General features: G+C 58.3%; 15 protein-coding genes. 10 read left to right on the forward strand and 5 right to left on the reverse strand.

Translation table 11 applies throughout. From position 1 onward, the window contains the following. Positions 1 to 37: 37 nt before the first annotated feature. A complete protein-coding gene (gene argJ, locus BW43_RS03505; RefSeq protein WP_032890890.1) occupies positions 38 to 1,255 on the forward strand; it encodes a bifunctional glutamate N-acetyltransferase/amino-acid acetyltransferase ArgJ in 1,218 nt (405 codons plus the stop codon). An 18-nt stretch (positions 1,256 to 1,273) separates the two neighbouring features. Continuing rightward, on the forward strand, positions 1,274 to 2,218 hold the full coding sequence (locus BW43_RS03500) for a Nudix family hydrolase (RefSeq protein WP_032890892.1): 945 nt from the start codon (positions 1,274 to 1,276) through the stop codon (positions 2,216 to 2,218). Between the two features lie 78 nt (positions 2,219 to 2,296). On the opposite strand, the gene BW43_RS03495 is transcribed toward BW43_RS03500, so the two are convergent. From BW43_RS03495 to BW43_RS03485, 3 genes are read right to left on the reverse strand one after another with little or no spacing between them, the layout of a single operon-like run. After that, positions 2,297 to 2,875, reverse strand: coding sequence for a cob(I)yrinic acid a,c-diamide adenosyltransferase (locus tag BW43_RS03495; protein WP_032890894.1), 579 nt, complete (start codon positions 2,873 to 2,875; stop codon positions 2,297 to 2,299). A 2-nt stretch (positions 2,876 to 2,877) separates the two neighbouring features. Further along, the gene (locus tag BW43_RS03490) at positions 2,878 to 4,914 is read right to left on the reverse strand and encodes a HAMP domain-containing sensor histidine kinase (RefSeq protein ID WP_032890895.1); all 2,037 of its coding nucleotides are present in this window, start codon (positions 4,912 to 4,914) and stop codon (positions 2,878 to 2,880) included. A 46-nt stretch (positions 4,915 to 4,960) separates the two neighbouring features. Further along, complete coding sequence (locus BW43_RS03485; protein ID WP_032890897.1) at positions 4,961 to 5,878, reverse strand: putative 2-dehydropantoate 2-reductase; 918 nt, start codon at positions 5,876 to 5,878, stop codon at positions 4,961 to 4,963. Between the two features lie 123 nt (positions 5,879 to 6,001). Between BW43_RS03485 and BW43_RS03480 the strand changes: the two genes are divergently transcribed. Next, a complete protein-coding gene (locus tag BW43_RS03480; protein ID WP_003175814.1) occupies positions 6,002 to 6,487 on the forward strand; it encodes a YajQ family cyclic di-GMP-binding protein in 486 nt (161 codons plus the stop codon). 136 nt (positions 6,488 to 6,623) lie between these two features. Continuing rightward, the gene (locus tag BW43_RS03475) at positions 6,624 to 7,463 is read left to right on the forward strand and encodes a mechanosensitive ion channel family protein (RefSeq protein ID WP_032890899.1); all 840 of its coding nucleotides are present in this window, start codon (positions 6,624 to 6,626) and stop codon (positions 7,461 to 7,463) included. Between the two features lie 267 nt (positions 7,464 to 7,730). Here BW43_RS03475 and BW43_RS03470 read toward each other — a convergent pair whose 3' ends face one another. Further along, on the reverse strand, positions 7,731 to 9,071 hold the full coding sequence (locus BW43_RS03470) for an OprD family porin (protein ID WP_032890901.1): 1,341 nt from the start codon (positions 9,069 to 9,071) through the stop codon (positions 7,731 to 7,733). Between the two features lie 741 nt (positions 9,072 to 9,812). Here BW43_RS03470 and BW43_RS03465 point away from each other — a divergent pair. Together BW43_RS03465 and BW43_RS03460 are read left to right on the forward strand one after the other, a co-directional pair. Beyond that, positions 9,813 to 10,238, forward strand: a complete 426-nt coding sequence (locus BW43_RS03465; RefSeq protein WP_032890903.1) for an HIT domain-containing protein — start codon at positions 9,813 to 9,815, stop codon at positions 10,236 to 10,238. A 3-nt stretch (positions 10,239 to 10,241) separates the two neighbouring features. Next, a complete protein-coding gene (locus tag BW43_RS03460; protein WP_032890904.1) occupies positions 10,242 to 10,448 on the forward strand; it encodes a SlyX family protein in 207 nt (68 codons plus the stop codon). Positions 10,449 to 10,519: 71 nt separating this feature from the next. Here the strand turns inward: BW43_RS03460 and BW43_RS29460 are convergent, their stop codons facing one another. Then, positions 10,520 to 11,122 (reverse strand): cold-shock protein, encoded by a 603-nt coding sequence (locus BW43_RS29460; protein ID WP_032890906.1) that lies wholly within the window; start codon positions 11,120 to 11,122, stop codon positions 10,520 to 10,522. A gap of 426 nt (positions 11,123 to 11,548) precedes the next feature. Between BW43_RS29460 and BW43_RS03450 the strand changes: the two genes are divergently transcribed. From BW43_RS03450 to aspS, 4 genes are all read left to right on the forward strand, one after another. Next, complete coding sequence (locus BW43_RS03450) at positions 11,549 to 12,022, forward strand: Dps family protein (protein WP_003193874.1); 474 nt, start codon at positions 11,549 to 11,551, stop codon at positions 12,020 to 12,022. A gap of 180 nt (positions 12,023 to 12,202) precedes the next feature. Further along, positions 12,203 to 12,544 (forward strand): ribbon-helix-helix domain-containing protein, encoded by a 342-nt coding sequence (locus BW43_RS03445; RefSeq protein ID WP_032890908.1) that lies wholly within the window; start codon positions 12,203 to 12,205, stop codon positions 12,542 to 12,544. Between the two features lie 179 nt (positions 12,545 to 12,723). Continuing rightward, positions 12,724 to 12,945: an FmdB family zinc ribbon protein gene (locus BW43_RS03440; protein ID WP_010208103.1), complete on the forward strand. Its 222-nt coding sequence runs from the start codon at positions 12,724 to 12,726 to the stop codon at positions 12,943 to 12,945. 107 nt (positions 12,946 to 13,052) lie between these two features. Then, positions 13,053 to 14,828 (forward strand): aspartate--tRNA ligase, encoded by a 1,776-nt coding sequence (aspS, locus tag BW43_RS03435; RefSeq protein ID WP_032890910.1) that lies wholly within the window; start codon positions 13,053 to 13,055, stop codon positions 14,826 to 14,828. Positions 14,829 to 14,858: the final 30 nt, after the last annotated feature.

Genomic DNA, 14,858 nt, shown 5'->3' on the forward strand with positions numbered 1-14,858 from the left:
CGGCACAGACATCATCTATTTTTTAAGGAGCGCGTTCATGGCTGTTGGTCTTGGTCCTTTGCCCACATTGCACCCGGTTGCCGGTTTTGAGCTCGGTATCGCGTCGGCCGGCATCAAGCGCCCGGGACGCAAGGATGTGGTGGTGATGCGCTGTGCCGAAGGTTCGACCGTCGCCGGCGTTTTCACCCTCAACGCCTTCTGTGCCGCTCCGGTGATCCTGGCCAAGCAGCGCGTTGCCGGCTCCATCCGTTACCTGCTGACTAACACTGGCAATGCCAACGCAGGCACCGGTGAGCCTGGTCTGGTCGCTGCTGCGCGTACCTGCGCCAAGCTGGCCCAGTTGACTGGCGTGGATGCCAGCCAAGTGTTGCCTTACTCCACCGGTGTCATCGGCGAGCCGCTGCCGGTTGAGAAAATCGAAGGCGCCTTGCAGGCCGCGTTGGACGACCTGTCTGTGGATAACTGGGCGGCCGCCGCCACTGGCATCATGACCACGGATACCCTGCCGAAAGGCGCGAGCCGTCAGTTCGTGCACGACGGCGTGACCGTCACCGTGACCGGTATCAGTAAAGGCGCGGGCATGATCCGCCCGAACATGGCAACCATGCTCGGCTACATTGCTACCGACGCCAAAGTTTCCCGCGACGTGCTGCACAGCCTGATCCTCGACGGCGCCAACAAGTCGTTCAACCGCATTACCATCGATGGCGATACCTCGACCAACGATTGCTGCATGCTGATCGCTACCGGCAAAGCTGATCTGCCGGAAATTACCGAGGCCAGCGGCCCGCTGTTTGCGGCATTGAAGCAGGCTGTGTTCGAAGTGTGCATGGACGTGGCCCAGGCCATCGTGCGTGACGGCGAAGGCGCCACCAAGTTCGTGACGGTTGAAGTCAACGGCGGCGGCAATCACCAGGAATGCCTGGATGTCGGCTACACCGTGGCCCACTCGCCGCTGATCAAGACGGCACTGTTCGCCTCCGACCCCAACTGGGGCCGCATCCTCGCCGCCGTTGGCCGTGCTGGTGTGCCGGATCTGGACGTGAGCAAGATCGACGTGTTCCTCGGTGACGTGTGCATCGCCAGCCGTGGCGCTCGTGCCGAGAGCTATACCGAAGCACAGGGCTCGGCGGTGATGCAGCAGGAAGAAATCACCATCCGCATCGAGTTGGGCCGCGGCGATTGCAGCGAAACCATCTGGACCACCGACCTGTCCCACGAGTACGTGAAGATCAACGCGGAATACCGTACCTGATAGAAGAGGATAACCGCGGTGAAACGAGTGCATGTAGCAGCAGCGGTGATCCGCGGTGTCGACGGCAGGATCCTGCTGGCGCGCCGCGCGGATACCCAGCATCAGGGCGGTCTCTGGGAGTTTCCCGGTGGCAAGGTGGAGGCCGGTGAGTCGGTGGCCACGGCCCTGTCCCGTGAATTACAGGAAGAACTGGGTATCCAGGTCGCCACGGCTCGGCCGTTGATCAAGGTGCAGCATGACTACCCGGACAAGCAGGTCTTGCTGGATGTCTGGGAAGTCTCGGCTTTTACCGGCGAGCCCCATGGTGTCGAAGGGCAACCCCTGGAATGGGTGGCGCCTCGGGATTTGCTCAACTACGAGTTCCCGGCCGCTAACGCTCCAATCGTTGCCGCCGCGCGCTTGCCTGCCGATTACCTGATCACCCCCGGCGAACTCGAAACCCCGACGCTGTTACGCGGGATTCAGAAGGCTGTCGCGGGCGGCATCAAGCTGGTCCAACTGCGTGCGCCGAACGGTTACGACCCCAAATACCGCGACCTCGCGGTAGATGCGGTGGGTCTGTGCGCTGGCAAGGCGCAGTTGATGCTTAAAGGACCGTTTGAATGGCTGGGGGATTTTCCTGCCGCCGGCTGGCACATGACCTCGGCGCAACTGCGCAAATACGCGAGCAAGGGCCGGCCGCTGCCGAAAGACCGTTGGTTGGCTGCTTCCTGCCACAACGCTGAAGAACTGGCGCTGGCAGAAATGATGGACGTGGATTTTGTCACGCTGTCGCCGGTGCAGCCGACCCAGACCCACCCTGATGCCCAGCCTTTGGGTTGGGAGCAGGCGGCAGAGTTGATCCGTGGGTTCAGCAAACCGGTGTTTCTGTTGGGTGGGGTTGGACCTGCTGATCGGGAACAGGCTTGGGAAGCTGGGGCTCAGGGTGTAGCGGGTATCAGGGCGTTCTGGCCACAAGTTTGAAGCTGCTCTGGCGGGCCTCATCGGGTGCGACGATTCGACTTGCCCCCCGATCAGGCCCTTCCAGTCAGCGAATCATGATCAGTGTGGCTTAGCCGCCGCCTGCCACAAAATCTCCGCAATCCCCTGGCGACTGGCAATCACCCGCGCTGCCACAAACAGCAAATCCGACAGCCGATTGATATACGCCAACCCCACTCCCTCTAACGGCTCCACCGCGTTGAGGTGCTGACAGCGCCGCTCCGCACTGCGTGCCAGGCTGCGACACACATGGGCCTGGGCGATCAACGCCGAGCCACCGGGCAGGATGAAGTTTTCCAGCGGCCCGACCTCTTCATTCCAGCGATCAATCGCGGCCTCCAGCCGATCCACTTCCGCTGCGTTCAGCGCCTTGTACACCGGCATCGCCAGCTCACCGCCGAGGTCGAATAATCGATGTTGGCATGGGGTCAGTACCTCGATCACATCTTTGAGTTCCGGATGCTTGCCACTCTGCTCTTCCAGGCCCGCCAGTAATAATCCCAGTTGGCTGTTCAGCGAATCGACTTCACCGATGGCCTCAACTCGCGGGTGGTCCTTGGGTACACGGCGACCGTCGCCGAGGCCGGTTTCGCCTGTGTCTCCAGTACGGGTGTAAATCTTCGACAGGCGAAAGCCCATGGTCAGTGCTCCAGTTGGGTCAGTTCATTGGGCGGCAGTTGGCTGCCCGCCAAGGGTAAGCGCAGGGTAAAACAGGTGCCTTGACCGAGGGTGGAATGCACCTCCATCTGCCCTTTGTGGTTGTTGGTGACGATGAAGTACGAAACCGAAAGCCCCAGCCCAGTGCCCTGGCCGATCTCTTTGGTGGTGAAGAACGGCTCAAAAGTGCGTTTACGTACGTTCTCACTCATGCCGATACCGTTGTCTTCCACCTGAATCTCTGCCCACGGCGGGTTAAGACGTGTGCGCAGGATGATGCGCCCCGGTTCGCGATCGTCTTCACGCAGATGAATGGCCTGGGCTGCGTTTTTCAGCAGGTTGAGCAGTACTTGTTCCAGCTCGTTGGCAGTGCCGGGCACCGGGCCCAATTGGGGGTCGAACTGACGAATGATCGCCTGGCCCTTGAAGTCGAAACCGATGGCCAGATCGAAGTCGTTACCGGCAATTTCCACGGCCTGGTCGATCAGCGCCGGCAGGTCGCAAGGCGCCATCTGCCGGTTGCTGCGGCGGCTGAAGCTGAGCATGTGAGTGACGATCTTGGCCGCTCGCGCACCGGCTTGCTGGATGCCATCCAGCAGTTGTGGCACCTCACGGCCTTCTAGGTAGCGGTTGATCTTTTCCAGTTCGATACCTGCCTGCTCGGCGAATTCCAGGTTTTTGGGTAGATCGGACGACAGCCGGCGCCGGATGTTCTGCACGTTATGCAGGATCGCCCCCAGCGGATTGTTGATCTCGTGAGCCATACCGGCGGCAAGCCCACCGACCGAGAGCATTTTTTCCGACTGCACCATCATTTCTTCCAGGGACAGACGCTGAGTTATGTCGTCGATACGGATCACCACGCCCCGCCCGGCACCGCCCATCAGCGGGTAGAAGGTCAGGGCGTAATGCTTGGGTTCATCATCCTTGATCCAGGTGACACGCTCGATGCGTTCTACCGTGTGCTGCTCCACCGTAGCCTTGATCTGCGGCAGGTACGGCTTGAGCGGTTGAAAAGCGAGGTAGATCGGCTGATTCAGCGCTTCATCCAGACGCGTACCGGAAAGCGCGCTGGCCTCCTGGTTCCACTGGGTGACGTAGAGTTGTTCGTCCAGGGCGATCAACGCCGAGGGCATCGAGTCGATGATGCTGTTCAGGTAGTTTTGAAAACCGGTGAGTTTTTTCTCGATCTTGCTGCGAACCTGGACTTCCAGCTCCAACTTTCGGTTGGTATGGCGTGTTTCTTCGGCCAGGCCTTGGGCTTGGTCGTAAGCGGCCTGGGAGTCGTCCCGTGCGCGCTTGAGCTGCTGTTCGCGAGCTTCGATACGCGACAGCATGGTGTTGAAGGCTTCGGCCAGGCTGCCGATTTCATCGCGGTTACCACGGCCGGCGCGCAGGGCGTAGTTCTCTTCGCGGGTTACTTGGCGCGACAGTTCTTCCAATTCGTGGATCGGCCGGGTAATCAGGCGCTTGATCTGCCGGGCGATGATCAGCCATAGCAGCACACTGAAAATCAGGATACCCAGGCTGGCCGTCAGCGTGCCGGTGTAGAAGGCCACCGGCAGTTCGCTGCTGGCCACCAGCAGCAAATGCCCGGAAGGCTGGCCTGCGCGGGGCAGGGTGATGATCTGGTTACTGCGAAACTCGGTAACACGCCACGCCTCGATATGCCGATAGTTGTCCGGCAAGTGCAGGCGATCACCGTGTTGCATCTGCGCCAGGCGGTTGCCTTCGCCGTCATACAGGGCGGCGGCGCGTAATGGCGAATAGCTGGTCAGCTCACTGAGCAGGGCATCGGCTTGGGCGGGGGATTCGAGTGCTTCGGCGGCGAGGCCCGGGTTGGATACCAGGCGACCGATGGCCTGCAACGCCTGAGGTGCCATGCTTTCCTGGGAAATCCAGTACGCAGCGCTGATAAAGGTCAGGTTGGCCACCAGCAATACGGTGGTCAACAACACCAACAGGGCGGCCAGCAGTTTCTGCCCAACCGGTAGATTTTCGAGGCGCTGGCGCAGCGGCATCAGGGTTATCCCAGGTGATAGACAGGCGGGCAGGGTAGCGCGTGGTTCAGTCGCGGGGCAATCCGCGTGCAACTAACTGATCAATCAAACGCACCTGCAACTGCTGCAAATGCGGCAGGTTCAATTGGTGGCGTGCGGCCGCCTGGCAAGCATAGCCCAACAGGTAACTGATTTCGGTGCGGCGGGCGTTGGCGACGTCCTGGTACATGGAGGAGTAGTTAGCGGCTGTGGCGTGGATCACCCGTTCCACTTCGTGTTGCAGGTCCAGCGCGGCGTCGGGTTGGCCGCAACATTCCAGCAGCTCACCGAGTTCAGCGCACAGGGTTGCCACTTCGCATTGATGGGTTTGCAGTTCTCCGTTGCGGCACTGGTAAAGCACGGTCAGCGGGTTGATCGCGCAATTGAGCGCGAGCTTGCGCCATAGCCGGGTCAGAATGTCGGTGCTCCATTCGTGGGGGATCCCGGCGGCGTGAAGGTCGTTCAGCCACAGCGGTGGGGCAGGGTGGGCTGCATCTCCCAGCCAGGTGTAGCCATGGCCTGCAAACACTACGCGCCAATCGCCGTCGCGAAACGCGCCTTCGGTGCTGGAGGCGAAGATGCAGCGTGCTTGGGGGAACTGAGCAACCACTGCGTCCTGGCTGCCAAGGCCGTTTTGCAAAAGGACCAGCTCGGCGTGTGGCGACAGGCGATGCTGCAAATGTGCGACGGCGCTCTGGGCGTCGTAGGCTTTGCACGCAACCAGCAGGCGATGAATCGGCTCGGGGTTGTCAGGCGTTTCGCCAATCACCGGATAAGTCTTTTCTATACCGTGTTCGACCAACGTCAGCCCCTTACCGGCCTGATAGCTGGCAAGGCGCGCCTTATCGCGCAGGATCATCCTCACGGGCAGGCCGGCGCGAGCCAAGCGCGTGGCCCAGAGTGTGCCAAGGCTGCCGGCGCCGAGAATATGCCAGGTGGTCGACATCAGTTTGTGCTCCGTAGGGTCGCCTGCGGTGAACGGGGCGAAAGAACCGCTATAATGCCCCGGTATTTTAGCTCGGGCGCGCTCCATCTCTACTGAACCCGCCCCTTATATTGGAGAAATCACATGCCTTCGTTCGACGTGGTATCTGAACTGGACAAACACGAAGTCACCAACGCCGTCGAGAACGCCGTCAAGGAGCTGGACCGTCGCTATGACCTGAAGGGCAAGGGCAGCTTCGAGTTCAAGGAAAAGGAACTGACCGTCAACCTGACCGCTGAAGCCGATTTCCAGCTGGAAGCGATGATCGAGATCCTCAAGTTGTCGCTGGTCAAGCGCAAGATCGATGCACAGTGCCTTGAAATCAAGGACGCCTACGCTTCCGGCAAGCTGATGAAGCAGGAAGCAGTGTTAAAGGAAGGCATCGACAAGGAACTGGCGAAGAAGATCGTCGCCCATATCAAGGACGCCAAGCTGAAAGTCCAGGCGGCCATCCAAGGTGAGCAGGTTCGCGTCACTGGCAAGAAACGTGATGACCTGCAAGAGGCCATCGCTGCCCTGCGCGCCAAAACCTTTGACATGCCGCTGCAGTTCAATAACTTCCGCGACTGATGGCATTTTGGGGAACCAGCGGGCGATTTTGACGTCCCACGCCCCATAACCTGTGCCTGCACCTGAGCCCTACGGGGCTCATTTGCGTTTTTAGGCCGTCAATAAAGCCGCACATCCGCCAAACAGGAGACGATAGATGGATTTCAATGCTGAAGTGGATCACCTGATCAAGACCTCACAGTCGTGGATCCCGATGATCATGGAATACGGCAGCCGAGTACTACTGGCAGTGATTACCCTGGCCATTGGCTGGTGGCTGATCAACGTATTGACCCACCGTGTAGGTCGCTTGCTGGCTCTGCGTAACGCGGACCTGGCACTGCAACACTTCATCACCAGCCTGGCGAACATTGCGCTTAAGGTTATGCTGATTGTCAGCGTGGCCTCGATGATCGGCGTGGCGACTACCTCGTTCGTGGCGGCCATCGGTGCCGCGACCCTGGCCATTGGCCTGGCATTGCAGGGCAGCCTGGCCAACTTCGCCGGTGGCGTGCTGATTCTGTTGTTCCGCCCATTCCGCATTGGTGACTGGATCGAAGCCCAAGGCACCTCGGGCACTGTCGACAGCATCCAGATCTTCCACACCGTGCTGCGCACTGGCGACAACAAGACCGTGATCGTACCTAACGGCATCCTGTCCAACGGCATCATCACCAACACCAACCGTCAGCCGACCCGCAAGGTGGTGTTTGATGTGGGCGTGGATTATGACGCCGACCTGCAAAAAGCCCGTGACGTGCTTCTGGAACTGTCAAAAGATCCCCGCGTACTGACTGATCCTGCCGCGGTGGCGGTGGTCTCGACCTTGGGCGATAGCTCTATCACGGTTTCCCTGCGTTGCTGGACCAAAACCCCGGATTATTGGGATGTAGTCTTCATGCTCAATGAACTGGCGCGTGATCGTTTAAAGGCGGCGGGGATTGATATTCCGTTTCCGCAACGGGTTATTCGTGTGGTTCAGGAAGCAGCAGTGTAATCAGTTGCTTTATTAACTTGGCCGCTTGGTCAGCTATTTCTGTTAAAGACAAGGGGCTTCATGCCCCTTGTTTTTTGTCACTCCCCTTTGGCAACTATCAAGTTTTAATCGACGCCGAGTAACACAACTAGTAAGCCTAGGTTTCTTAGTTAGCTTGCTATGTAAAATTGAAGCGCTTTTTGTAGGTCATAAAAAAACCGGCGACCTGATTAAGGGCGCCGGTTTTTATTAGCGTTACGCGTTAGCGCAATCAGCTGACCACTGAAATTACAAGATGCTCAGTGGGTATTCTACGATCACACGGGTGTCGACCAGGTTGTCGTAGTTGGTCGCGCGGTAATCGCTGTTGGTGCCGCTGTAGATTGCGTTACGAACGCGGAAGGACAGACCTTTGGCCGGGCCTTCTTGCAGTACGTACTTGGCTTCCACGTCCCACTCGTGCTCTTTACCATCGCTGGAATCTGCAACGGTAACGTTGCTACCGCGAGTGTAACGGGTCATGAAGCTCAGACCTGGCACGCCGAACGAGGCCATGTTCAGGTCGTAGCGAGCCTGCCAGGACTTCTCGTCTTCGCCAACGAAGTCGGAGATTTGCACGGAGTTGGCCAGGTAAACGGTACCGCCACCGTCGACACCGTAGTTGTAACCGGTTTTACCAGAGGACTGCTGGTAAGCCAGGGTGAACTTGTGTGCGTCGATGCTATACGCAGCTGCCAGGCTCCAGACGCGGTTGTCCAGGTCGCCGTTCAGCTTTTTGCCGTCGTCCTTGCTGCGGTAGCCGTTGAAGTCGAAACTCAACGATTGCTTGTCGCTCAGCGGCAGGGTGTAGAAGACGTTGACGTACTGCTTCTTCCAGTAGTCTTCAACATCGGAGGCGTGGAACGCGAAAATGAAGTTCTCAAGGCCCGAGTAGGTAAAGCCAGCGATATTCGCTGCACTCAGCCCTGGGTTTTGCTTGCCGGTAACACGGCTGCGACCGTTGATGCTGTCACGGCCCATGCCGGTTTGCGCGCTCAGTGCGGTGAAGCGGCCAGCGGTCAATTCCAGACCTTTGATCTCGTTGCTGGTGATCAAGGTGCCGGTGGCGACTTCAGGCAGCAGACGGCCGTCGTCGGTAGTGAAAACCGGGCTGGATACGAACTGGTTACCATATTTCAGCACGGTGTCGGAGATGCGGAGTTTCGCTGCCCCAGCCACTTTGGACTGAGTGGATTCTGGCTCGCCAGCGCCATTGGTTGCGAACAGACCGTTACCGGCACGGCCCGCACCGCCATCAAGCTTATAGCTGCCCATGGCCATGGCATCGACGCCGAAGCCGACGGTGCCTTGGGTGAAGCCGGATTGGTAGGTGAGCAACTCGCTGATACCGGTGTCTTGACGGTAGCCGCTGACTTTGTCGTCGGTGCCGGTGGTGTAGGTACCGTTACCACGACGCACGTTACCCACGCCGTCCTTGTAGTCACGGTTCATGTACATTGCACGGGTTTTCGCGGTCAGGGTGCTATCTTCGATAAAGCCCTTTGCGTCGTCCTGAGAGGACGCGATTGCGAACTGCGAGGTGCCTGCAGAAACAGCCAGGGCGATCATGCTCCACTTCATCACGCGCATCGTGATTTGCTCCTTTGGTTTTCGGAAGAGTACTGCCGTCCCACCTGTATTTTTATCTGGGCGGCTCTTTCTTTTTTGTGTCGGCGCAAAGTTATATCACGCAGACTCTAATGACGATACTTACCAAACTTTCCTTTCAGCTTCTTTACGAGGCTGTCGTAAATTGCTAGGTCCATGTCGCAAATTCACAGTCCTGAATGTTACGGGACTGACAACTTCAATGCTGTTTTCAGACCTCTTTCGAAGTTTGAAACCTTCCGTGGGGCGCATCGAAACGCTGCTGTTCTTTTATCGCGAAACACCTGCTTCCAAACGGGTGTCGTTGCCGACGATGTGAGTGTGAATGCAACAAGCGCGCCCAAACCGGTAACCGAATGTCATTTTTTCGTGAAAAGCGTGGTGGGCGTGTAAAAACCTCATAAGTACGGGGTTTTTACGCCGTTTTGTTTGGGCTTGACGTGCATGGGTTACGCCTGTTCGGTGGTACTAAAACACTGTGCCAGAGAAAAACGTTACCGGTTCACCCTACAAGTGGGTAGTCGGCGGATCCCTTTGATGCACAAGTGGGTCATTTTGGTGCGCCCTTGAAAGGCCCGGATTAGCGTAGCTCAAATATTTGCCTGCCTCTTAAGAGTGCAGGTTTTTATCGGTTTGCGTTACGTTGCTGCCATTCGCCGTGAAGCCTGGCGCGTTCAAAGGTATGCTGGCGCCTGAAACTGACCTGCCGAAAGGAGTGCCGTGGTGTTCGCCTTAGATCAACGTTTGCAACAAGACACACTGGTCATCGGGGACTTCCCGCTGTGCCGCCTGCTGCTGTCCAATGATTCGAACTACCCCTGGTTCATCCTGGTGCCGCGTATCAACGGTATCAGCGAAGTGTTTCAGCTGGATGTCGCAGATCAACATACCCTGTGGCAAGAGACCACGGCCTTGGCGCAGTGGCTGAACGAAGGGTTGGCCGCCGACAAGATGAACATTGGCGCGCTGGGCAACGTCGTCAGCCAATTGCATGTGCATGTGATCGTACGCAAGCGTGATGACGCTGCCTGGCCTGCTCCAGTGTGGGGCAAGCATCCGGCCCAGCCGTACACTGAAGAGCAACTGGTCGCCATTCGTTCGCGTCTGCGCGAGCTGCTGCCCGCCGACTTTATCTTTACCCAGGGCTGAACCATGGATCTGCAAGACCGCGTCACTGAACTGGAAAGCCGCCTGGCCTTCCAGGACGACACCATCGAAACCCTGAATGACATCCTGGTCACCCAGCAGCGGGCCGTCGAACGGCTGCAGTTGCAGATGACCGCGCTGCTTAAGCGCCAGGAAGAAATGGGCGGGCAATTCGAGTCATCTGAAGAAGAAGCGCCGCCGCCTCACTACTGATCGACAGGCAATAAAAAAAACCGCGACCCAGCCAGGCTGGGTCGCGGTTTTTTTTGCTGCGACGGCTGGAATCAGCGACGCGGCAATGCAGCGATCACGTCTTCGGCTTGTAGACCTTTGTCGCGATTCATCACGGAAAACTCCACGCGCTGGCCTTCAACCAGAACACGATGGCCTTCGCCGCGAATGGCCCGGAAGTGGACGAAGATATCGTCGCCCGAATCACGGGAAATAAAGCCGAAGCCTTTGGATGTGTTGAACCACTTGACGGTACCGGTATCCCGATTGGTCATGTCGTAGTTTTGCGACGCGGCCGCGGGGGACGAGCGGTAGAAGCTGATAGCCAGGTGAAGAGCGATGGCGACCACAGCAATTACCAGGCTGAGCAGGATGGCCGGATGGCCGCCGACTTCAGGCATGGGTGCCAGGAGGGTGAGGGTTTGTACGACAACGGTCAGTACCAGCAGCGCGCTGACCAGGTTTTGCAGTTGATGGCGCGTGCCTTTGTTCCAGTAAGGGATTACTGGGGCGAGCGTCAGGTTAAGAAGGCCGAACAAGGCCAGGTACAAAGCGTCATGTTGTTGCAGGTAGGGCAGGCTTTCAGGCTGCAGGCTCGGGATAAAGGACAGCAGCAACGCTGCAACGCCCGTTAGCAGGTGGACGATTTTCAACATTTTGATTAACTCACGTTAAGACGGATCACAAGGAAGAGCTGACTGGCACGGTTCGCTTCTGAACAATGGGAGGCGTTGGGCACGTGCACGGGTATCAGCCTATGCCGCTCGCCGTGAAAAAACGGCGGCGACACGCTGCCTATTTAACAGCAAAGGCTGTGCCTACTCAAATCAAGCATTTTCGTGCTTTGCAGGGTGCGGGGCATTTCTGCGTGAAACGCTGGTCCTAGACAGGTGCAGGTGTTTTTTGGGCGGTTGGCGGGAATTTTCCTGCGTAGCTCAAAGGGCTTGGTTGCCGCCGAAGAGGGCGTAAAGCGCAGGACCATTTGCCGCACCGTGTCCTTGGCGGGCTGCGCGTCAGCAGCACTCTTGCTACAGTGGTCCTGCACCTGATCAATGAATGCTTGTCAATTGAAGGGGATAAACATGGCAATCGATATCGGTATCAGTGAAGAAGATCGTAAATCCATCGTCGATGGGCTTTCACGACTGCTTTCCGATACCTATGTACTGTACCTGAAGACCCACAACTTCCATTGGAACGTCACGGGCCCCATGTTTCGGACGCTGCACTTGATGTTCGAAGAGCAGTACAACGAGCTGGCGCTGGCGGTTGACTCTATTGCCGAGCGTATCCGTGCCTTGGGTTTTCCGGCGCCGGGCGCCTATTCGATCTATGCCCGTCTGTCTTCCATCAAGGAAGAAGAGGGCGTACCCAGCGCAGAAGAGATGATCAAGCAGTTGGTGGCGGGCCAGGAAGCTGTCACACGGACCGCGCGGGGGATTTTCCCGCTGCTTGATAAAGTCAGCGATGAGCCGACTGCAGACTTGTTGACTCAGCGTATGCAGGTTCACGAGAAAACCGCGTGGATGCTGCGCTCTCTGCTCGAAAATCAGTAGTCGTTGACCCGGAGTGGCGCCATCGCGGCGCCACTTGCTTGTTTCCATGCATTTCCTAGCGTTGTCCTACGCCTTTCAACGTCCCGTCTTCTGGCTGCCTGCCTCGTCCTGCTGTTTTATAGGGTCACTGCCCAATGGGAGGACCCGTGGGCTGCTGTTTGGCAATGGAGTGTCAGGTGTATGTCACGTGGAGTGGATATTGGAGTAATGGAAACCGGTGGTTTTCATAAGATAAACGTCGACCCCTTCGCCAAGGGGTTCGATATGGGGCTGGCCAAGCCAATGTCCCGATCGGTACGGCTCAATGGGTTTTCCACTTGTCTGCGGCTCGAGCAGATCTATTGGAACATCCTCACGGAAATAGCCAGGATCAATGCCTGCTCTGTCAGTGCGCTGCTGTCCTATGTCGATCGGGAAGTGCACTTGCGGTATGGAGGTGTGAAGAACTTCAGTGGCTTGGTCAGGGTTGTGTGCGTGGTTCATCTATTAAAAGGCCGTGTTGCCTCGCCAAACTCTGAGTGATCGGTCGGCTTTGGGGCCGGTCCGCCGTCGAAGTGGACCAGGCTCCGGGCAGAAAGCCGGCTGCGCTGCCTCGATTTACCAGATATAATCTCGCGCTTTGCTGCTGCCGGGGCTTTCTCCCTCTGCTCTACTCCAAGAGCGGGCGCGGCACAGTAACGATCGATCGCCGAGACATCGCCATGCCCATGTACGACTATCAATGTGCTTCCTGTGGACATCAGTTGGAAGCCATCCAGAAGATCAGCGCCGCGCCGTTGGTCGATTGCCCGGCCTGCCAGGCACCCGAGCTCAAGAAGATGTTGTCCATGCCAGGCTTCCGCCTGAGCGGCAGCGGCTGGTACGAGACCGATTTCAAGACCGGCTCGAAGAAGAATCTGGCCGGCGGCGACAAAGCAGACTGAGTTGAACTCCACGCGCAGGCTACTGCATTATCCGTCCCCTGCTTAACTGTGCGGTGACGAGGCAAGCCTCCACCGAATTTCGAATTACGAGAAGTGAAACCACGACCATGATGCGCAGCCACTATTGCGGCCAACTGAACGAGACCCTGGAAGGTCAGGAAATTACCCTTTGCGGATGGGTTCACCGTCGCCGCGACCACGGCGGGGTGATCTTCCTCGATATCCGTGATCGTGATGGTCTGGCCCAAGTGGTATTTGACCCGGACCGCGCCGAGAGCTTCGCCGCCGCTGACCGTGTGCGCAGCGAATACGTCGTGAAGATCACCGGCAAGGTTCGCCTGCGTCCGGCCGGTGCTGTGAACGCGAACATGGCGTCCGGTGCGATCGAAGTGCTGGGTTATGAGCTGGAAGTGCTGAACGAGTCGGAAACTCCGCCGTTTCCACTGAATGAATATTCCGACGTCGGCGAAGAAACCCGCCTGCGCTACCGCTTCCTCGACTTGCGTCGTCCGGAAATGGCCGAGAAGCTGCGTCTGCGTTCGCGCATGACCACCAGCATCCGCCGCTTCCTCGACGAAAACGGCTTCCTTGACGTAGAAACGCCGATCCTTACCCGGGCCACCCCGGAAGGCGCGCGTGACTACCTGGTGCCTAGCCGTACCCACGCCGGTTCGTTCTTCGCTCTGCCGCAATCGCCGCAGTTGTTCAAGCAACTGCTGATGGTGGCCGGCTTCGACCGTTACTACCAGATCGCCAAGTGCTTCCGCGACGAAGACCTGCGCGCCGACCGCCAGCCGGAATTCACCCAGATCGACATCGAGACCAGTTTCCTCGATGAAAAAGAGATCATGGGCCTGACCGAGCAGATGATCCGCAACCTGTTCAAGGAAGTGCTGGACCTGGAGTTCGGCGAATTCCCGCACATGACCTTCGAAGAAGCCATGCGCCGCTACGGCTCCGACAAGCCAGACCTGCGTAACCCGTTGGAACTGGTGGACGTTGCCGACCAACTGAAAGAAGTTGATTTCAAAGTTTTCAGCGGCCCGGCCAACGATCCTAAATGCCGCATCGCGGCCCTGCGCGTGCCTGGCGGCGCGAGCATGCCGCGCAAGCAGATCGACGACTACACCAAGTTTGTCGGCATCTACGGTGCCAAGGGCTTGGCGTACATCAAGGTTAACGAGCGCGCCAACGGTGTTGACGGTCTGCAATCGCCGATCGTGAAAAACATTCCGCTGGACAACCTCAACGCGATTCTGGATCGCGTTGGCGCGGTCGACGGCGACATCGTGTTCTTCGGTGCAGACAAAGCCAAGATCGTCAGCGAAGCCTTGGGCGCGCTGCGTATCAAGCTGGGCCACGACCTGGACCTGCTGACCTGCAAGTGGGCACCGATGTGGGTTGTCGACTTCCCAATGTTCGAAGAGAACGACGACGGCAGCTTCAGCGCCTTGCACCATCCGTTCACCGCGCCGAAGTGCTCGCCTGAGGAATTGGAAGCCAACCCGGCTGGCGCACTGTCCCGTGCCTACGACATGGTGCTCAACGGCACCGAACTGGGTGGCGGTTCGATCCGTATCCATCGCAAAGAAATGCAACAAGCGGTATTCCGCCTGTTGGGCATCAACGAAGCGGAGCAGGAAGAGAAGTTCGGCTTCCTTCTCGACGCCCTGAAGTACGGCGCGCCGCCTCACGGTGGCCTGGCGTTCGGTCTCGACCGTCTGGTGATGCTGATGACCGGTGCCCAGTCGATCCGTGAAGTGATCGCCTTCCCGAAAACCCAGAGTGCTGCGGACGTCATGACCCAGGCTCCGGGTGTGGTGGATGCCAAGGCGCTGCGCGAACTGCACATCCGTCTGCGCGAGACGCCAAAGGCTGAGTAAGGCTGCTGCGTGAAAGCGCTATAGGGTTTT

It is taken from the genome of Pseudomonas sp. RIT357 (assembly GCF_000632245.1).
Lineage (GTDB): Bacteria > Pseudomonadota > Gammaproteobacteria > Pseudomonadales > Pseudomonadaceae > Aquipseudomonas > Aquipseudomonas sivasensis.